Origin of the sequence: Pseudomonas sp. 2024-210 (assembly GCF_045062345.1) — a bacterium.
Classification (GTDB): Bacteria; Pseudomonadota; Gammaproteobacteria; order Pseudomonadales; family Pseudomonadaceae; genus Aquipseudomonas.
Genome location: NZ_JBJGEJ010000013.1, coordinates 70431 through 88969 on the forward strand (window position 1 = coordinate 70431; position 18539 = coordinate 88969).

22 protein-coding genes and 1 tRNA gene are annotated in these 18539 nt (G+C 54.9%); 10 read left to right on the forward strand and 13 right to left on the reverse strand.

Annotated features, from left to right (window positions below; translation table 11 throughout):
* Positions 1 to 62: 62 nt before the first annotated feature.
* Entirely contained in the window at positions 63 to 752 is a 690-nt protein-coding gene (locus ACI7MX_RS17295) for a crotonase/enoyl-CoA hydratase family protein (protein WP_405591027.1), read from the reverse strand.
* A gap of 307 nt (positions 753 to 1059) precedes the next feature.
* On the opposite strand from ACI7MX_RS17295, the gene ACI7MX_RS17300 reads away from it, so the two are divergent.
* A tRNA-Ser gene (locus ACI7MX_RS17300) sits at positions 1060 to 1149 on the forward strand.
* 548 nt (positions 1150 to 1697) lie between these two features.
* On the opposite strand, the gene ACI7MX_RS17305 is transcribed toward ACI7MX_RS17300, so the two are convergent.
* From ACI7MX_RS17305 to ACI7MX_RS17315, 3 genes are all read right to left on the reverse strand, one after another.
* Positions 1698 to 2510, reverse strand: coding sequence for a 2OG-Fe(II) oxygenase family protein (locus ACI7MX_RS17305; protein WP_405591030.1), 813 nt, complete (start codon positions 2508 to 2510; stop codon positions 1698 to 1700).
* On the reverse strand, positions 2507 to 2716 hold the full coding sequence (locus ACI7MX_RS17310; RefSeq protein WP_405591033.1) for a 2-oxoglutarate and iron-dependent oxygenase domain-containing protein: 210 nt from the start codon (positions 2714 to 2716) through the stop codon (positions 2507 to 2509). The genes ACI7MX_RS17305 and ACI7MX_RS17310 overlap by 4 nt, the downstream gene beginning before the upstream one ends.
* A 501-nt stretch (positions 2717 to 3217) precedes the next feature.
* A complete protein-coding gene (locus tag ACI7MX_RS17315) occupies positions 3218 to 3700 on the reverse strand; it encodes a cupin domain-containing protein (RefSeq protein ID WP_314492180.1) in 483 nt (160 codons plus the stop codon).
* A gap of 166 nt (positions 3701 to 3866) precedes the next feature.
* On the opposite strand from ACI7MX_RS17315, the gene ACI7MX_RS17320 reads away from it, so the two are divergent.
* Positions 3867 to 4385, forward strand: coding sequence for a DUF4142 domain-containing protein (locus ACI7MX_RS17320; RefSeq protein ID WP_314492178.1), 519 nt, complete (start codon positions 3867 to 3869; stop codon positions 4383 to 4385).
* A 54-nt stretch (positions 4386 to 4439) separates the two neighbouring features.
* Here ACI7MX_RS17320 and ACI7MX_RS17325 read toward each other — a convergent pair whose 3' ends face one another.
* The 5 genes from ACI7MX_RS17325 to ACI7MX_RS17345 all read right to left on the reverse strand — a co-directional run bounded on the left by ACI7MX_RS17325 (position 4440) and on the right by ACI7MX_RS17345 (position 7589).
* Positions 4440 to 4859: a low affinity iron permease family protein gene (locus tag ACI7MX_RS17325; RefSeq protein WP_314492176.1), complete on the reverse strand. Its 420-nt coding sequence runs from the start codon at positions 4857 to 4859 to the stop codon at positions 4440 to 4442.
* A 143-nt stretch (positions 4860 to 5002) separates the two neighbouring features.
* Positions 5003 to 5335, reverse strand: a complete 333-nt coding sequence (locus tag ACI7MX_RS17330) for a hypothetical protein (RefSeq protein WP_405591038.1) — start codon at positions 5333 to 5335, stop codon at positions 5003 to 5005.
* 122 nt (positions 5336 to 5457) lie between these two features.
* Complete coding sequence (locus tag ACI7MX_RS17335; RefSeq protein ID WP_146383877.1) at positions 5458 to 5754, reverse strand: DUF6388 family protein; 297 nt, start codon at positions 5752 to 5754, stop codon at positions 5458 to 5460.
* Positions 5755 to 5920: 166 nt separating this feature from the next.
* Complete coding sequence (locus tag ACI7MX_RS17340) at positions 5921 to 7123, reverse strand: MFS transporter (RefSeq protein WP_314492169.1); 1203 nt, start codon at positions 7121 to 7123, stop codon at positions 5921 to 5923.
* Positions 7124 to 7268: 145 nt separating this feature from the next.
* Positions 7269 to 7589 carry a YqjD family protein gene (locus ACI7MX_RS17345; RefSeq protein WP_122783998.1) on the reverse strand — a complete coding sequence of 107 codons (321 nt, stop codon included), beginning with the start codon at positions 7587 to 7589 and terminating at the stop codon, positions 7269 to 7271.
* Positions 7590 to 7778: 189 nt separating this feature from the next.
* On the opposite strand from ACI7MX_RS17345, the gene ACI7MX_RS17350 reads away from it, so the two are divergent.
* Positions 7779 to 8030, forward strand: coding sequence for a hypothetical protein (locus tag ACI7MX_RS17350; protein ID WP_122783999.1), 252 nt, complete (start codon positions 7779 to 7781; stop codon positions 8028 to 8030).
* 10 nt (positions 8031 to 8040) lie between these two features.
* Here the strand turns inward: ACI7MX_RS17350 and ACI7MX_RS17355 are convergent, their stop codons facing one another.
* Positions 8041 to 8523, reverse strand: coding sequence for a transcription elongation factor GreAB (locus tag ACI7MX_RS17355; protein ID WP_405591043.1), 483 nt, complete (start codon positions 8521 to 8523; stop codon positions 8041 to 8043).
* A 127-nt stretch (positions 8524 to 8650) separates the two neighbouring features.
* Here ACI7MX_RS17355 and earP point away from each other — a divergent pair, with 127 nt between their 5' ends.
* From earP to ACI7MX_RS17370, 3 genes are all read left to right on the forward strand, one after another.
* Positions 8651 to 9784 carry an elongation factor P maturation arginine rhamnosyltransferase EarP gene (earP, locus tag ACI7MX_RS17360; protein ID WP_405591046.1) on the forward strand — a complete coding sequence of 378 codons (1134 nt, stop codon included), beginning with the start codon at positions 8651 to 8653 and terminating at the stop codon, positions 9782 to 9784.
* Positions 9785 to 9833: 49 nt separating this feature from the next.
* A complete protein-coding gene (locus ACI7MX_RS17365) occupies positions 9834 to 10406 on the forward strand; it encodes an elongation factor P (protein ID WP_003446557.1) in 573 nt (190 codons plus the stop codon).
* Between the two features lie 135 nt (positions 10407 to 10541).
* Positions 10542 to 11294 (forward strand): sulfite exporter TauE/SafE family protein, encoded by a 753-nt coding sequence (locus ACI7MX_RS17370; protein ID WP_314492158.1) that lies wholly within the window; start codon positions 10542 to 10544, stop codon positions 11292 to 11294.
* Here the strand turns inward: ACI7MX_RS17370 and ACI7MX_RS17375 are convergent.
* A complete protein-coding gene (locus ACI7MX_RS17375; protein WP_314492156.1) occupies positions 11284 to 12141 on the reverse strand; it encodes a LysR substrate-binding domain-containing protein in 858 nt (285 codons plus the stop codon). The genes ACI7MX_RS17370 and ACI7MX_RS17375 overlap by 11 nt on opposite strands.
* A gap of 96 nt (positions 12142 to 12237) precedes the next feature.
* Here ACI7MX_RS17375 and ACI7MX_RS17380 point away from each other — a divergent pair, with 96 nt between their 5' ends.
* Entirely contained in the window at positions 12238 to 12417 is a 180-nt protein-coding gene (locus ACI7MX_RS17380) for a DUF1127 domain-containing protein (RefSeq protein WP_314492182.1), read from the forward strand.
* 58 nt (positions 12418 to 12475) lie between these two features.
* Here ACI7MX_RS17380 and ACI7MX_RS17385 read toward each other — a convergent pair whose 3' ends face one another.
* A complete protein-coding gene (locus tag ACI7MX_RS17385) occupies positions 12476 to 13822 on the reverse strand; it encodes a class II 3-deoxy-7-phosphoheptulonate synthase (RefSeq protein WP_405591050.1) in 1347 nt (448 codons plus the stop codon).
* A 157-nt stretch (positions 13823 to 13979) separates the two neighbouring features.
* On the opposite strand from ACI7MX_RS17385, the gene ACI7MX_RS17390 reads away from it, so the two are divergent.
* Both ACI7MX_RS17390 and ACI7MX_RS17395 read left to right on the forward strand, forming a co-directional pair.
* Entirely contained in the window at positions 13980 to 14735 is a 756-nt protein-coding gene (locus tag ACI7MX_RS17390; RefSeq protein ID WP_314492151.1) for a spermidine synthase, read from the forward strand.
* A gap of 371 nt (positions 14736 to 15106) precedes the next feature.
* Positions 15107 to 16777, forward strand: a complete 1671-nt coding sequence (locus tag ACI7MX_RS17395; protein ID WP_405591053.1) for a DEAD/DEAH box helicase — start codon at positions 15107 to 15109, stop codon at positions 16775 to 16777.
* A 213-nt stretch (positions 16778 to 16990) separates the two neighbouring features.
* Here the strand turns inward: ACI7MX_RS17395 and ACI7MX_RS17400 are convergent, their stop codons facing one another.
* Complete coding sequence (locus ACI7MX_RS17400) at positions 16991 to 17758, reverse strand: DODA-type extradiol aromatic ring-opening family dioxygenase (protein ID WP_405591056.1); 768 nt, start codon at positions 17756 to 17758, stop codon at positions 16991 to 16993.
* A gap of 101 nt (positions 17759 to 17859) precedes the next feature.
* Between ACI7MX_RS17400 and ACI7MX_RS17405 the strand changes: the two genes are divergently transcribed.
* Positions 17860 to 18525, forward strand: a complete 666-nt coding sequence (locus ACI7MX_RS17405; RefSeq protein ID WP_405591059.1) for a thiopurine S-methyltransferase — start codon at positions 17860 to 17862, stop codon at positions 18523 to 18525.
* Positions 18526 to 18539 lie beyond the last annotated feature (14 nt).

An 18539-nucleotide genomic window follows, 5' to 3' on the forward strand; every position in this document is an offset into this window, starting at 1 on the left:
TAAACAGCCTGAGGGGCAATCCCGATTGCCGGGAGCAATCGGGGTGACACCTTGCCCCAAGGTTAGAGAGCGTGGTCTTTATCCAGTTCGATGGCCTTATCCAGCGTGTCCAGCAGCTCTTTGCGCACTTTGAGCTTGGTGTTCTTGTGTGCCTTCATATTGATTTTCTTCAATTGGCGCGCCACTTCCCGTGCTGTATCCAGCAACGCCTCAGGCTTGACGACCTGATCCAGAAAGCCTGCCTCTACCGCGCTGACCGGGTTAAACATCTCACCGTTGATAACAGAGCGGTGGAACGCCGATTTACGCAGCCGATCGCGGGCCAGCTCAATGCCAGCGTGGTGCATGGTCATGCCGATTTGCACCTCATTCAGACCAATGCTGAAGGGGCCTTCAACGCCGATCCGGTAGTCGACTGAAAGCAATAGAAAAGCTCCCTTGGCCACGGCATGGCCCGGGCAGGCAATTACCACAGGGAAGGGGTGAGACAGAAGGCGTCGCGCCAGAGAGGAACCTTGGCGAACCAGCTCAATCGCCTGTTCGGGGCTAGCCGTCATCACCTTCAAATCATAACCACCCGACAGAATGCCTGGCTGCCCGGTAATGATGACCACCGCGCGATCTTTCTCGGCTTGATCCAGTGCCGCGTTAAAAGCAGAGATCACCTCAGGGGAAATGGCGTTGACCTTGCCATTGCTCAAGGTCAGGGTGGCGATACCGTCGTCCAGCTGATAGGAAATCAAGTCACTCATGGCGCAATTCCTTGTAGTTAAGTGGGTCAGACGTTACCCAGCGCCGCGACGCAGGTAAAGCGCTGTGACTGACCGGTGAGTCAGGCCATTTGCTGGCGCCTTCTCTATAGAAGGCGGCGCGTCTGCGGTGTGGGTTTGAATTGGCATTGAGCCCAGGCTGGAGTTTGGCTGATTCGCCCCTTCGATAAGCCCCTGAAATGAGCTAATTCTGTAAGCACATGAAAAATCTGAAAAAAACATTTGTCATATCGAAAGCTTTCGACTACATTAGCGCGCCTCGACAGACAGAACTTGTTTGACGAGATACGGTGAAGTGTCCGAGTGGCTTAAGGAGCACGCCTGGAAAGTGTGTATACAAGAAATTGTATCGAGAGTTCGAATCTCTCCTTCACCGCCACATTCTACAAACACAAACCCCTGATTTTCCTAGAGAAAGTCGGGGGTTTGTGGTTTCTGGCGTCTGGAAAAGGGCGATATGGGGCTGAAAAGGTCTGAGGTATCTTTTGCGACCATTTAAGCAAGGTCAATTCAATCAGCGCTTAAGGACATAGTGGTTGGTCAGACGGGTTGATCAGTCGTTACGGCTGTTCAGCTTGGGTGATCTTGCGCAGAGGCTGGGCGGCTGGACTGTTATTGGTTTTCTGGGGTGCTCATGCGCCGGTCATGTAGAAATCTACCAATTGCCACAGGCAGCTATCAGCCAGAGCCGGTCATCGTGTGGACACAAGCTCTGGCCTGTTTAATCTTCAACAAACTCATATATGCAGTACATATTGAAGTTATAAAAGCCCTCTCATTTAAATCTCATGAGAGGGCCTTTTTTAAGGCGTATTAATGACTGAGGAGTCCATTATTTAGATGGGTTCACCTCCCATTTACGGGGTAAGATTATTATCTCGACCAATTAGTCTGGGTGTTGTAGTTACGATAGCAAGACTTCCGCTTTTAACCGTTCGATATGGGCCAAGCGATTCTCGCGGTGAATACGTTTAGTGGTCGTTCGTTCCGGATAACAGCGCATGAACATATTGGTGAAGTGTTCACCATAATGAATGGATGCATCTTTTCGCTCCCTAACACCGGGCGGGCAACAGCTTCGAAGTGGGGTTCGTGGAAGTAGGCGAATGCAAAACGCTCACGGGTGTTCAGCTTGACTTTATGGGGCGTAGATAGCAACAAACCATCAGTTAGAAACTGCAGAATATCCCCGGGGAAGACTGTAAAAACCTGGGGGACTGGTTTGACATATGTCCAAGGCTCATCATGTTCGAATTGACCGGCAGAACTCTCTGTTTGTAACCAGTTTCTGTTGCGTTTTTCTCCTGCAACTGGCGGGCGAATATACAAGCCCCCCACATCATCCTGGCTGGCGATGACCAATAAGCCATAATCTGTATGGGCGCCAATCCCTCTGGATGTGCTGGAGGACTCGGCAGGGAAGCGAAGCACACGCATATGGTGCCATCCGTTTTTAGTCAGCGATGTCAGGGTGTCCTTATCAGGCAGCCCAAGCCCCAGGGCAACCAGCTCCAGCAGTTTTTCCCCTACATGGCCTAGCTCGTCCATATAGTTCTGCATGCTGGATTTATAGTCGGCGTCGGGCCATGGTGCGGGGCCGTGACAAGGCCAGCCCTGTTGGACCTGTTCGCTGGTATGCGGTAGATCTTTGCAGACCGTGAATATCTCCGGGTTGTCCCGTTCGCCAGCCGTAACTTCTTCGCCTGAAAATACATATCCGCTGTAGCTTAGATCGCTCAAGCAACTGGCTTTTCCGCGTGAGGCATTTTGAAAAAGCGCTTGCTAGCCTGCAGAGCACTTTGCAATGCGAGCTCTTGCGCGGTTGTGCTTGCTATCTGGAAGATCCCGTCGGTTTGCCATGCATTAATCAGTGCGTGACCTAGCGCTTTATCGGCAGAGCTGCCGGTGATGCGTTCGGGCAAAACGAAAGTGTGTAAGTCAGTCATTGTCGTTCCCTCTTAATCCATTTAAAGGGATGTACTCTCAATCAATGAGGCGTTGGAATTCGATACTGCGCTCAACGGAACTGCACCAGAACAGTGGTTAGACACTGCTGGATCATGTACATCTAAAAATCCCCTTGCGGGAGTAAATTTCTAGCGTGGATTAGCGGTTTAAGCAAGAGGCTTTAGTAATTATTTTCCCCTCCTTGATGCAGGCGCATAAATTAAACTGCGACGATGAGAGTTGTTATAATTTGTTACTTATAGCTAGTTGTTTACTGCTTATTACTTATTACTTATTACTTGTTACTTATTAGTTAACAAAAATAGGCTTGTGCTTATGGTTGTCCATTCAGGGAGTGAATTTTGTTTTGGACGCAGATAGCAGAGGTTAATTCAGGTCCCTACTGGCTGGTGAATCACATTTGCACGTGTGTGGCCCAGCGCATCGACCCGGCACTAAAGGCCACTCACTGACGCGCTGTTAGTCCTACAGCAAATTGCTCATTCGTAAGGTCTCCCATCTTTATGCGTGAACTGCCACTTGCCGTCAGCACCCATGACGGTTTGTAGATCGTCTGATGGGTAAGTGACGCTGTCCCCAGCGCTGCGGTCGCCCACCTCTAGGATGACGCAGTCTTCGTCAGATAGATTCTCAAGATGATGTGCAAGGCCTTGGGATGGAAATCCCACGACCATACCCGGTGCCAGTTGCACGGTTATCTCCCCGCGAATCAAGGTGGGAAAACCCTCCAGGACATAGATAAATTCATCCTGTCGCGAGTGTGTGTGATGAAGCGCTGAAAGGCTTCCGGGTGATAGCTGGATCAGGTTCACGCCAAAGTTTTTGATATTGAAGAGGTCGCCCAGCGGCCTTTTTTTGCGTCCCTGTGTGAGGGAGGCAAAGGGCCCAGGATAGTTGTTGGGTCGAGTCCTTTCTGGTGCATCGATCGCTTTAATTGGGGTTGGCTCAGTCGGTCCCGTCATTTTATTTTCCTGGGCTATTTTCAAGGGTGGCTGTTAACAGGTTGGCGCTTTCTGACGTACGCCACTGCTCCACTCGTCAGAAAAATGCATCCTTATCTAAACCTTTGCCACCCACGGCCTTCAGATTCTTAGCAAGGAATAAACCTGCCTTTTTCTGGAGGACGTTATGAATACCCTGAAGGGCCTTAATCGCTTTGTTGCTGGCTGTGCTTTAGCGTGTTGCGCTTTAGTCGCAGGTCCGGCGATGGCAAACAGCCCGGCCGACTTCGTTGAAAAGGTTGCTGCAACGAGTGTTGCAGAAATTGAAACCAGCCGGATGGCGATCGGTAAAACCTCGTCCACCGATATCGAAAGTTATGCAGTAGAAATCATCAAGGATCAGACCGACGCCAACCGCGACTTGAAGAAAATTGCCAGTGAGCAAGATCTGCCCGTGCCAACGCACGAGCAAATACTTAGCAAAGCCAAGCCCATGATGCTTGAGGTGCAGGAGGGCGATTCATTTGATGCTGCCTATGCCGCCAGTCAGGTCAAGGCGCGTGAAGAGGCAATCGAGTTGTTCAAGCAGCAAGTTGATACGCCCGCGTCACCTGCGCTGAAGGCCTTTGCGGAGAAGTATTTGCCTAAATTTGAAATGCACTTGGTAATGGCCAAAAAGCTCGTCGATGCCCATCACAAGTCCTGAGACTTCTGCACTCGCCACTCCATGTCTAGAGCAGGCAGTGGCGAGTGCAGGGTGTTACTCGGTGACGTTGTCCCTTTTGGTCACAGTGGCGTTAAAGGATGTTTCAGTCACGTTAAACTGCATTTCTTGATCCTCGCCCATGCGTTGGTACTGTTTACGAATTGCCGTGAGCTCTTTTGCCGTGAGTCGATCTAGGCCCAATACGGCGTTCTGTGCTTGCTGGGTGGCGCGAAGCAACTCATCAATCTTGATGTGGAGCACATCGTTGTCCCGGTTTTGGGTGTTCTGAATCAAGAAGACCATCAAAAACGTGATGATGGTGGTGGACGTGTTGATGATCAGTTGCCAGGTATCGTTGTAGTGAAACCACGGGCCGGAGGCAGCCCATAGCACGATCATGAAAAGGGCGAACTGGAAAGTTCGGGGGCTCCCGGCCATTTTGGACAGGTTCTGGGAAATTTTTTCGAAACGCATGACAGCAGTCCGCAGAGAAGTGGTTCAGGTATGACCTCAGCCGTCCTCTGGAATTCTTTTTTTTACCGCGTCTTATTAAGCGTCTTTAGTCGTGAGTCGTGGCCTCTCAGGCTGCATCGTTTCGGACGCAGCCTGGTCGGGGTTTAAGGTTTCATCGTGCCCGACGGTGCGGGTACAGCACTGGCAGGGCTGTCATCGTCGTTACCCATCGAGCCGTTGCCGTCGGTATTCATACCGCCTTGACGGCCAGGATCATTGCCCTGCATATGCGGATCCACAGAAGGATGGGTGGGTACATCCGAATCGTTATGGATTTTGGCATCGGGGGTAATGGTCGGTTTTATATCTTGGCCCGCAGGTGGCTCCTGAGGGTTGGTGGGTACTGTCGGGCCTGGCGGCGAGGCAGCAAAACCGTTTGTAAAGAGCACACAAAGCAAGGCAGCCAGCGAGAGCGTTTTAAGCGATGAAGTGATCATGGTTGCGTCTCCAGACATTGGGGAGTCGTACCTGATATTGGTGTGCTGGCGTGCAGGTTTAGTGCCGTGCAGGCGACGAACGGCGGGCCGTTGGCCCTGTGTCGCCTGCAAGCGCGATGGAATCAAACAGTGATGTCATTGAACCCGCAATATTCCTCCCAGCTCATGTCAAGCGCTTCAGCGACTTCCTGATGGACTTCGAGTCGCATGGCCTTGAGCTCTTCGGGGCTGCGTGCGATCAGTTCCAGCGCCAGTTCCCAAGGGTCAAGCCCGCGGTTTTGAGCCTCGTCTTCGAATGCCCAGAGAATTTGTTGCTGACGGTCTTCTGCGCTCAGGTCTTTCATTTCTTCAAGCAGCTCAGGGTGCGACTTGATGAAGGTGTCCAGGGCCAGCTCGTTACGGGATTCTTTAGGGATCATGCGGCGTCTCGAAACAATAAGGTGACCCGCGTGGGTGGGCCGTTTTCGGGTGGGTTACGCATCCTAGGGGCTGTTCCCGTTTCTTTGCAAGCCGCGTCGCGGCTGCAATTAAACGGGAACAGAGCTTGGCGAGTTACCCCAGGGATGAAAAGTGTTGCAGCCGTGCTTAACCGACAGGTTGTAACTTGCTTTCGCGTTGCAGGCTCAAGCCCCACACCGCCAGTGCCAGTGTTGCCACAACCGCCCCGACAATGACGATGCCGTCCCAGCCAAAGGCCGGATAGGTCTGCGCGCCCACCAGTGAGCCCAAAGCACCCCCTATGAAATAGCAGGTGATATAACCGGCATTGAGGCGATTTCGTGCGGCTGGACGAACCTTGAACACGGCGTTCTGGTTGCTGACGTGCACCAGTTGTACGGCAAAGTCGAGCGCCAGTACGCCGATCAGCAAGGCGGCCAATGAATGGCCGGCATACGCCATAGGCAACCAGCACGCGAGAAGAACCAGCAGGCCTATGGTGGTGGCCAACTGTCCCTTGCCGCGGTCGGCCATGCGCCCGGCCCAGTTTGCAGCCACGGCGCCGACGGCCCCCGCGAGGCCAAACAGGCCGATGACCGCGTCGGAGAAGTTGTAGGGCGGCACGGCCAATAGAAAGGCCAGCGGCGTCCAGAACAAGGCGAATAATGAAAAGGTCAGCAAGCCCAGCAGGGCGCGCAGGCGTAGCACAGGCTCTTCGACAAACAACGTGAACACCGAGCCGATGAGTTTGGGGTAGCTCAGTCCGGCGCTGTGATGGTGGTTGGGGAGTGCGCAGAACAGAGCAATGGCACTGATCAGCATCAGAGCCGCAGCCAGCAGGTAAATAGCTCGCCAGTCACCGGCCGAAGACAAGGCGCCCGCCACCGTGCGAGCCAACAATATGCCCAGCAGCAGGCCGCTCATCAATGTGCCCACCACACGGCCACGGCTTTGCGGGTCTGTCAGGCTGGCCGCCATAGGCACCAGCACTTGAGCTGAGACCGAAAACAATCCCGTCATCGCCGTGCCCACCAATAGCCAGGTCAGTGACGGTGCGAATGCGCTTATCAACAGGCCTAACGCACTGAGCAAGGTCATGGTGACGATGAGTCTGCGTTGCTCAAACAAATCCCCCAGCGGAACCAGTAGCAGTAAACCTACGCCGTAACTGAGCTGCGCGGTAATCACCACGGTGCCGGCGCTGCTCATGCTCAGGCCTAGCTCTTGGGCGATGGTATGCAGCAAAGGCTGCGCGTAATAGTTACTGGCGACAGCGAGGCCAGTGGCGGTGGCCATCAGCAATATCAGGGCCGTGCTGAGCGGTTTGGTTGCAGGGGGAGAGGCGGACATTGACTGTCTCGTTGGCAGGGGGAGGTGATGAATTATCCGGATTGACGACCACAAATGTAATTAAATATGTATATGCGTCTGATTACTGAATTGAAAAAGCCCCTCACCATGACAGTGAGGGGCTTTCAGTGAGTCACTACGCTGACTAGTTGCGACGGCCCAGCAACAGGCCCACCACCAAGCCGAAACCGGCAGAGATGGCTACGGTTTGCCATGGATGGCCACCGATATAGTTTTCGGTCGCATCCACCACAGGTTTGGTGCGTTCACGCACATTGCTCACCGAATCCAGCGCCTGTTTCAGCTTCAGGCCGACCTGCGCACGCAGGGTTTCGCCTTCTTCGCCCACCAGCGATGCACTGTCACTGAGCAGCTTTTCAGATTCGGCAATCAAATCTTGCAGTTCACTGAAAGCTTGATCCTTGATTTGATCTTCAGCAGCTTGTACGGCGTTTTTACGAGCCATTGCGGTACTCCTAGCAGGTCAAAGGGTGATGAGTTATGGAGTCAACCCGAGACTAAAAAGTTGCATCGGTTTGCGGGTTGTTTTTTGAGGGCGGATTGAGCCTGAGGTAACAGCGTAGTAAAAAACCAGACTGAGACACTTCTTTCGACGGTGTAAGATGTCGCCTTATTTACACCGCAGGAAATTCTCATGAGCTTCAACCTCGCCAACAAGCCCCTCGCTGAGCGTGCGGCGCTTGAAGATGAAAAATCCCGTTTGTATGACCTTTGGCAGAGCAATCTGGGTAAAGCCAAAGGGGATGCTGCGCGCCTGTTTGGTGAGCGCGCCAAGCGCAAGGGCAATTGGTCGCAATGGGTGCGCGCCGAGCTGGATGCGATGTCGCCCCCGGAATACGCAAATATGGTGCGCAGTGAAGTCAATCGTTTGATGGCTGCCAAGTAGCACGCCAGTGTCAATGGGTGTTGCAAACCATAAAGGTTTGTACCGAACCGCCGACGTTTATCTGCACGTCGTCGTCAGGCTGCTTACGTAACAATGCAGCGCCCAAGGGGGAGCGTGGCGTGATGACGGTGATTGTCTGGCCTTCATGAGTCAGCTTGAGTCCGGCCGCGTCAGGGGCGAGAAAGACCCACTGTTCGTTGCCGTTATCGGCCTCCAGCCGTATTAAATCCCCGATTTGAATGCCTTGCGCCGTGTCGTACGGCACCTGTGTCATGGCCTGGCAGTTTTTAAGCGCTTGGCGAATCTCTTCGACCCGGCGCGCTTGGCCTGTTGCCAGATACGAGGCTTCAAGGCCAAGGGTGTCGTACTTGTTCTCGGCGATATTTTCTTTGTCGGTCGCCGCTTCGTAGGCCGTTTGCGCTGCGCGTTGGAGCACATCAAGGTCGACTTCGAGTTTTTTCAGCAGCAACAGGTACACAGCGTTTTTATTCATGGTTTTCAATAGGGCAGGTCGACAAGCAGGGATTGTCGCACGACTACCCGACCGATTAATCCGTCACACGTCTTCTGCCTGCGTTGAAATATGCGGACAATCGGCCCTTTTAATATGGGAGCCCGGAATGAAAGCCTCCTGGGATATTTTTTGCAGTGTGGTCGATAACTACGGCGACATTGGAGTCACTTGGCGTCTGGCCCGGCAATTGGTCGCCGAGCATCAACAGTCCGTGCGGTTGTGGGTTGATGACTTAAATGCCTTTGCACCCCTTTGCCCTGAAGCTGACGCGAGCGTTGCCCAGCAATGGCAGCAGGGTGTTCACGTGTGTCAGTGGCCTGAGCAATGGCGTACGGTAGAAGTCGCCGATGTGGTGGTTGAGGCCTTCGCCTGCAAGCTGCCAGAGCCTTATTTGCAGGCTATGAAAGCCCGCGACACGCCCGGTTTGTGGATCAACCTTGAGTATTTGAGCGCTGAAGACTGGGTCAGTGGGTGTCATGGCTTGCCATCGCTGCGGCCTGATGGCTTGAAGCGAATGTTCTTTTTTCCAGGGTTCGGTGCTGGGACGGGAGGGCTGCTGCGTGAAGCAGATTTGCTCGCTCGGCGACGTGCATTTGATCAAACTCCCCAAGCGAAACAGGCATTTTTGCAGGAGTTGGGCGTGTATGCGGCTGATAACGCCCGCCTTATTTCCCTGTTTGCTTACGAGAATACCGGCTTGGCCAGTTGGCTGGATGCCATGGCCGCAGGCTTGGAACCCACTCATCTGTTGGTGCCGCAAGGCCGCATTATGGGTGATTTGCTGCGCTGGCTCGGGGTGGAGGAACTGGCGCTGGGTTCGGTCGAGCAGCGCGGGGCATTGGTCGTTCAAGCGTTGCCGTTTGTCCGCCAACAAGATTACGACACGCTGTTATGGTGCTGTGATTTCAATGCAGTGCGCGGCGAGGACTCTTTTGTACGGGCGCAATGGGCAGGGCGGCCATTTCTTTGGCACATCTATGAGCAGGAAGAAAATGCGCACTGGGACAAACTCAATGCCTTTCTCGCTCTGTATGTTAAAGACCTTACCCCGGCCGCGGCTCATGCATTCAAAAGTCTATGGCATGCCTGGAATGCCGGTTCTGATATGGCGCCGGGCTGGAATCTGCTGCTTGAGCACTGGCCAGAGCTGGTTGCACATGCCGAGCGCTGGTGTCTGGAACAGTCATTGCAAGCTGATCTTGCTCAAGCGCTAGTACTGTTTTATAGAAATTGGATATGATACGCGGCCTAGATTTTTGTAAATCTCAATCCAAATTCGGATACTCGCAATGAAAACTGGTAAAGAGCTTAAACCCGGTACAGTCATCAAGCTCGAAAACGACCCTTGGTTGGTTCAGAAAGCTGAATTCACCAAGTCCGGTCGTAACAGCGCAATCATGAAGACCAAGCTGAAGAACCTGCTGACTGGCTACAAGACTGAAATCGTATACAGCGCAGATGACAAGCTGGAAGATGTGATCCTGGATCGTAAAGAAGCGACCCTGTCCTTCATCAGCGGCGACACCTACACGTTCATGGACACCACTGACTACACCATGTACGAGTTGAACGCTGAAGACATCGAAGCTGTTCTGCCTTTCATCGAAGAAGGCATGACCGACGTTTGTGAAGCTATCTTCTTCGAAGAGCGTCTGGTATCCGTAGAGCTGCCGACCACTATCGTGCGTCAGGTTGACTACACCGAAGGTTCCGCTCGCGGCGACACTTCGGGCAAGGTGATGAAGCCTGCCAAACTGAAAAACGGTACTGAGCTGAGCGTTGCAGATTTCGTTGAAATCGGCGACTGGATCGAGATCGATACCCGTGACGGTGGCTCCTACAAGGGCCGCGCCAAGGTTTAAACCTGGCGTTAACCGCACGCTGAAAAGCCCGGCCATAAGGTCGGGTTTTTTTTTATTCATCAAAAAGGCCCGGTTTAGCGCTTTGCCGTGCGCAAGTGACTGGGTAGCATGTGTGCTCCCGAAGAGAGGCCCGCAATGCTGATTGATTTTGTTATGTATGGTGCCTTGGGCATCGCCATGGGCGCGCTGGGTGGATTGTTTGGAATTGGCGGCGGGCTGATCGCCATTCCTGTGCTGGGGTTGTGGTTCGGTCTGGATCAGCAGTTGGCGCAAGGTACGGCTTTAGCGATGTCAGTGCCCAACGTGTTTTTGGCCCTGTATCGCTATCAGCAGCGCAACCGGATCAATGTGCGTCAGGCATTGCCACTGGTGCTGATGAGCTTTTGCTTCGCCTGGCTGGGCGCAATGCTCGCGGTTGGGGTTGATGGACGACTTATTCGCTGGGGTTTTGTCATCTTTTTACTGGCAATCACCTTGTACAACCTGATCAAGATGTTTATTTCGCCGGCCTCGCCGGTGAGTGGCTCACGTTTTGGCTGGCCATGGTTCGGTGTCTTGGGCGCTGTGGCGGGTACCACGGGCGGTCTGTTTGGCGTGGGCGGCGCGGTGGTAGCGGCTCCCGTACTGACCAGTGTGTTTGGTACAACTCAAGTGGTTGCCCAAGGCCTGTCGCTGGCCCTTGCTGCACCCAGCACCGCGGTTACGCTGGTGACCTATGCGGTCCATGGTGAGGTCAACTGGGGCATGGGAGTGCCGCTGGCGATCGGTGGACTGTTGAGCATCAGTTGGGGCGTGAAGATGGCTCATGCCATGCCGGAGCGCCTGTTGCGAGGCTTGTACTGTGCCTTTTTGCTGTTATGCGCTGCGTTGCTGGCGCTCAAAGCTTAAAGCCTTCAACGATGTACTCTGCAAAGCACTCAATAATGGGCGAAGAAACACTGTTGGGCTTTCGCAATAGCACAATACTGGCCGAGGGAAGCGTGGGCAGGTTTTCCTCCTCGCCGATAATTCGCAGATTATCCGTGAGCAGACTTTGCAGCTGGGCAGTTACAGCCAGTCCGGTACTGACCACGGCATTGATCGCCGCCAGGCTGGCACTGGTGTAGGCCACACGGTATTCGCGTTGCTGAATATCCAGTGCATTGCAGGCCCAGGTTCGGCAAAAACAATCGGTATTGAACATCGCCAACGGCAAGGGTGTTTGTTCGTGGGGCGAGAAGCCTTGGGCCACCATCCATACAAAACGCTCCTGACGCAGGATCTGGCCCATTTCAGTGCCGGGTTTTCGCGTCACGATGGTCAGGTCGAGGTCATTGCGTTGCAGCAACATTGATGACGGTTCGCAATGCACTTCGACATTGATCAGCGGGTAGTCCTGAGCAAAGCGAGACAGCACGCCGGGTAAAAAGCGCATCACATAATCATCGGGCGAACCGATTTTGACGGTGCCGACCATGTGTGGCTGGCGCAGGGTATTAATCACTTCGCTGTGCAGTTTAAGAATCCGCCGGGCATAACTGAGCAGCACGACCCCTTCAGGGGTGAAGCTGACAGTACGTCCATCACGCTGGAACAGTGCGCATTGCAGCACATCCTCCTCCAGGCGTTTCATTTGCATGCTCACAGCTGATTGCGTGCGATTGATGACTTCAGCGGCACGGGTAAACCCGCCGTGATCGGCAATCGCGGCGAAGGTGCGCAACAAATCAGTGTCGATACTGGGGAAGTCAGCCATTCATCAATCTCTGAGATGTATCGCATAAGAAACATTCGTTGGATTGATATTACGCCCGAGCTGAGACTTGAGCCATCTCAAAGGAGGTGCCAAGTGATGAAAGGTCAAAGAGGCAGGGTGTGGATGACTCAGGTTGCTCGCTGGTATCAGCTTTCGCGGGAAAGAGCCTGCCTGAGGCGAATCAGCGATGCAGCGTTGAAGGATCTGGGGCTGAGCAGGGCGGATATTGAGACTGAAAGTCAGCGGGCTTTTTGGGATGATCCGTTTAACAAGTGAGTGCGCGTTGTCCGTGGCCCTTAGCCCAACCCTCTCCCAAGGAGAGGGTTGGAAGCTTTTAGCGTTTAACCTGTTTCAATGTCTCGGCAATCAAAAACGCCAGCTCCAGCGATTGGTCGGCGTTCATGCGCGGGTCGCAGTGGGTGTGGTAGCGATCCGATAACCCGTCTTCAGTAATCGGGTTGGCCCCGCCGATGCACTCGGTGACGTTCTGGCCGGTCATCTCGATATGAATGCCGCCGGCATAACTGCCCTCGGCCTCATGCACCTGGAAGAATTGCTTCACCTCGCCGAGGATCTGCGCAAAATCACGGGTCTTGTAGCCGCTGCTCGCCTTGATAGTGTTGGCGTGCATCGGGTCGCAGCTCCACAGCACCTGCTTGCCTTCGCCCTCGACGGCGCGAATCAGCTGAGGCAAATGGTCGCCCACCTTGTCAGCGCCCATGCGCACGATCAGGTTGAGACGGCCCGGATCGTTTTGCGGGTTAAGAATGTCGATCAGACGAATCAAGTCCTCGTTGTTCATGCTCGGTCCAACTTTGACCCCGATCGGGTTGTTGACCCCGCGCAGGAACTCGACGTGGGCGCCATCGAGCTGACGTGTCCGGTCACCGATCCACAGCATATGGGCCGAGCAGTCGTAGTAATCGTTGGTCAGACTGTCGCGGCGTACAAAGGCTTCTTCGTAATTGAGCAGCAACGCTTCGTGGGCGGTAAAGAAGCTGGTTTCGCGCAGCTGCGGCGAGCTGTCCATGCCACAGGCGCGCATGAAGGCCAGGGTTTCGTCGATGCGATCAGCCAGTTGGCTGTATTTCTCAGCCAGCGCTGAGTTGGCGATAAAGTCCAGGTTCCATTTGTGTACCTGGTGCAGATCGGCAAAGCCGCCTTGGGCAAATGCGCGCAGCAGGTTCAAGGTGGCCGTGGACTGGTGATAGGACTGCAGCAAGCGCTCAGGGTCAGGGACGCGGCTTTGTTCATCAAAGCCGATACCGTTGACGATGTCGCCGCGATACGCGGGCAACGTAACCCCATTGATCGTTTCATCATTGGCCGAGCGCGGTTTCGCGAATTGCCCGGCCATGCGCCCGACTTTCACCACTGGGCAACCGGCGGCGAAGGTCAGGACAATGGCCATTTGCAGCAACACTTTGAAGGTATCGCGGATCTTGGCGGCTGAAAATTCCGCAAAACTTTCGGCGCAATCACCGCCCTGAAGCAGAAACGCCCGTCCTTGAGTCACCTCGGCAAACTGTCGGCGCAACTCGCGGGCCTCTCCGGCAAACACCAGTGGCGGATAACTGGCCAGGCTTTGCTCGACTCGCAGCAAGTGCGCCGCGTCCGGGTAGTGGGGTTGTTGCTGGATCGGCAGGGCGCGCCAGCTGTCAGGGCTCCAGGATTGGCTCATCGCAGACTCTAGTATTCAGAAGGGGGTGGTGCATGTTAGCAGCAATTAGTGCGTGACCTGTTAAGCCGCAATCGCTGACAATCGCGCCTTTGCGCTCATGCTGAGTGGTTGATTTTTACAGTGCTGCGGGTGTGCCGGAGCGCGGCAAGGAGAGGAAATGACTGAGGAGCGCGTGGAGCGTCTGCTCGCTGAAGTCCATGATGATTTCGGCATGATTCGAGTGCTGGAGGTTGCTGACTACCGCTTCCTCGAATTTGGTGATGCGATCGAGCAAAGCTGTGTGTTCACGGCGGACCCCAGCTGGCTGGAATACGACTACACCCGCGCCATGCTGATCGGGGCGCTGTGCCATGAAGCGCCGGAGAGCGCGTTGTTTCTGGGGCTGGGTGCCGGCACTCTGACTCAGGCCTGTCTTAAGTTCTTGCCCCTTGAAGACGTTGAAGCTATTGAGCTGCGTCCGGACGTGCCCCGTCTGGCCATCGAATACTTGGGGTTGGACGATGACCCGAGGTTGTACATCCGCATCGGAGATGCGCTTGAACTGCTGGACACCGCCGAACCGGCCGACCTTATTTTCGTCGACCTGTATAACGATTTGGGACCAGCCGCCGGGCATTTAGCGTGGACATTTTTGGAGAACTGCCAGAAGAAGCTCGCGCCCAATGGCTGGCTCATCATTAACCAGTGGGCGACCGACGACGGCAAACCGCTGGGGGCTGCTCTGCTGCGCGGACTTTATCACCGTCATTACTGGGAACTGCCGGTCAAAGAGGGCAATGTCATCCTGATGGTGCCTGCCGAGCTTGACCAGACACTTGATCTAGACGCGCTGACGGCTAGGGCTCAAGCCTTGGCACCGCGGTTGGGCTATTCACTAGAGTCGCTGATCAAGGCGATTCGCCCTGCTACGTGAGGTGTAAAGATGAATCGTTTTAGCGTTTGCTCCCGTGCAGGCAGGCGTTTGACGATTTTTAAACCTCGAAAATATCGTTGAAGCCCGGCCTACAGAGGCATACAGGCTATTTTGTCTTAAAAAAGCGCTTCTTTTTTTTGATAAATCCGGTATAGTGCGCGCCGGCCTTTAGCCGGGCCACGTTTAGGTGTCGCATTTCCCGAAGCACGCTTCGGCTGCTCGTCCGTTTCGCGGACAACCCTGAACGCTCCATTCATTTAAACGTTTTCGCAAATCCCCGCCGACAAAGCAGCCAGGGCGACTCTTGAGTCTTACACGGCATGCGCAGCTTTGGAGCATGGGTCTTTGCGGATGCACTTAGAGGCAGACCCATGACCCAGGAAACCGGCGGCTTCGCCGCTTTTAATCTTAATCCGAACATTCTTGCAGCAGTCGCAGCGACTGGCTACGAAGAACCTTCGGCTATTCAGCATCAATCGATCCCGATCATTATGGCCGGTCACGACATGATTGGTCAGGCGCAAACCGGTACGGGTAAAACCGCCGCGTTCGCACTGCCGATTCTGCATCGCATCGATCCTGCTAAGCGCGAGCCGCAAGCCCTGATCCTGGCGCCAACCCGTGAGTTGGCGCTGCAAGTAGCAACCGCTTTCGAAACCTACGCCAAGCAAATGCCGGGCGTTACTGTTGTAGCCGTTTACGGCGGCGCCCCTATGGGCCCACAACTGAAAGCAATCCGTAATGGCGCTCAGATCGTTGTCGCCACTCCGGGCCGTCTGTGCGACCACTTGCGTCGCGACGAAAAAGTATTGGCGACTGTGAACCACCTGGTTCTCGACGAAGCCGACGAAATGCTCAAACTGGGTTTCATGGACGATCTTGAAGTTATCTTCAAGTCCTTGCCTGCAACCCGCCAGACCGTACTGTTCTCGGCAACTTTGCCGCAGTCGATCCGTGCCATTGCTGAGCGCCATCTGCGCGATCCGCAACACGTGAAGATTCAGACCAAGACTCAGACCGTTACCGCGATCGAACAGGCTCACCTGTTGGTTCACGCTGACCAGAAGACCTCGGCTGTATTGAGCCTGCTGGAAGTTGAAGACTTCGACGCGCTGATCATGTTCGTGCGTACCAAACAAGCGACCCTGGATCTTGCCAGTGCCCTTGAAGCCAAAGGCTATAAAGCTGCTGCGCTGAACGGTGACATTGCTCAGAACCAACGTGAGCGCGTTATCGACTCCCTCAAGGATGGCCGTCTGGACATCGTTGTTGCGACCGACGTTGCTGCCCGTGGTCTCGATGTTCCACGTATCACTCACGTGTTCAACGTTGACATGCCTTACGATCCAGAGTCCTACGTTCACCGTATCGGCCGTACTGGCCGTGCCGGTCGCGAAGGTCGCGCATTGTTGCTGGTGACTCCACGTGAGCGCCGCATGCTGCAAGTGATCGAGCGTGTAACCGGTCAGAAGGTTGCTGAAGTCCGCCTGCCGGATGCTCAAGCTGTTCTTGATGCCCGCATCAAGAAATTGACCAACAGCCTGACGCCGCTGGTAGCTGACGCTGAATCGACTCATGGTGATCTGCTGGATCGTCTGATTGCCGATATCGGTTGCAGCCCACGTGCTTTGGCCGCGGCCCTGCTGCGTAAAGCAACCAATGGTCAGGCCCTGACGCTGGCGGCTATCGAGCGTGAGCGTCCACTGGTGCCTAACAGCGCACCGCGTGAGCGTTCCGAGCGTTCGGGTGACCGTCCGGACCGTGGTGATCGTGAGCGTCGTGCTCCGGTTCCATTGGCCGAAGGCCGTGCTCGCTGCCGTACTGCGCTGGGTGCGCGTGATGGTATCGCTGCCAAGAACCTGCTGGGCGCTATCCTCAACGAGGGTGGCCTGGCACGTGAAGCGATCGGTCGCATCCAGGTGCGTGATAGCTTCAGCCTGGTAGAGCTGCCGGAAGTGGGTCTGGAAGGTTTGCTGGCCAAACTGAAAGACACCCGCGTTGCTGGCAAGCAGCTCAAGCTGCGTCGCTACCGCGAAGATTAATCACTGTTGCAGTGATTGATCGCTAAAAAAATCCCCGACTGGTTCGGGGATTTTTTTTGCCTGTGATGTGAGCGGGTCCCGTAGTCGCTGACGAGGAACGAAGGCTGGGAACGGCGGCAAAGCCGTCGCAAAACCTGGCATGCCGAGGTGCCCCCTATTGCGACCGCTTCGCGCTCGATCGCAGCCTTCGTTCCTCGTCAGCGGCTACAGGTGTTAGCCAAAACGATAAATATCCATCCCCAGCGCGCCCAGCGTCCACCCTTTGTGCGCAACACTGAAATCACCGCCTGCACCGCGAGCAAAATACAGCGGCAGCAAGTGCTCGTCGCTAGGGTGGTTTCGTGCCGCAAAGGGCGCTTGCTGCCGGTAATCGTGCAGAGCCGCCTCGTCGTTGGCCGCCAGCTTTTCAATCATCCATTCGCGAAAGGCCAATGCCCAGGGCTCGGCGTTTTCAGTGCCTGCGTGCCAATCCAGTTCGCGCAGGTTGTGAGTAATGCTGCCTGAACCGATCAGCAGCACGCCTTCGTGGCGTAAAACGCTTAACGCCTTTCCTACCTCGGTTTGGACTGTTGGCCCAAGGGCGCTGGGCAAAGACACTTGCACCACAGGAATATCCGCCGCTGGGTACATCAGTGATAACGGCACCCACGCGCCGTGGTCAAAAGGTCGGTTGGGGTCAAGACTGGCTGACAGGCCATGCTCGTCAAGTAGGTGAACAACTTGGGCCGCAAGCGTCGGCTCACCCGGGGCGGGGTATTGCACGGCAAATAAGGCGGGCGGGAAACCGCCGAAGTCATGCCAGGTTGCCGGGGCAGGGTGGCTGGCAACGCGCAAGTCAGTGCTTTCCCAGTGCGCCGAAACCAGCACAATGGCTTTGGGCCGCGGTAACGCGGCGGCCAAGCGCTCAAGCGCCGGGCCGCTGGCGCCCGGTTCCAGCGCTAGCATCGGCGAGCCGTGAGAGATATACAGGCTGGGAAGCATGGACGATGTCCTCAAGGTTAAGATGGGTCATCTTCATCCCGATCATTGATCTAAATCCAATATAAGTTTTAGCGCTTATTTATCGAATTTAAAGGTGAATCATGCAGCCCGAATTTTGGCACGACCGTTGGGACCGCAATCAGATTGGCTTTCATCTTCAAGAGGTCAACCCTTACCTGAGGCGTTTGTGGCCCACACTGGATGTGGCGCAGGGCAGCCGGGTTCTGGTGCCTCTATGCGGGAAAAGTCTGGATTTAAGCTGGCTGGCGGCACAAGGCTATGGCGTGTTGGGCGTAGAGCTTACGCAGACAGCCGTGGAGCAATTTTTCAGTGAGCAGAAGGTCGTGCCGAAGATCCGGCAGCAAGGCGCCTTTAAGGTTTATGAGGCCGGCCCTGTGAGCATTATGTGCGGGGACATCTTTGAGCTATCAGCGGCAGATGTTGCTGACTGTTCGGCATTGTATGACCGGGCGGCAATGATTGCTTTCCCTGGTGACATGCGTGCCGCTTATGCGCGGCATCTGACGCAGATTCTCCCGAAGGGGTGTAAAGGGCTATTGATCACGCTTGATTACGATCAGTCACAGATGAAAGGCCCGCCCTTTTCAGTGCCGCATGCAGAGGTTGAAAGCCTCTTGTCTCATGCTTGGTCATTGGAGGTCGTCGATCAGCAGGACGTTCTTGATCAGGAGTGGAAATTTCTCAAGGGCGGCGTTACGCGTCTGGTTGAGCGGGTCTATCGGCTGGATAAAACAGCCAATGGCTGAGTGCGGCCACAAAA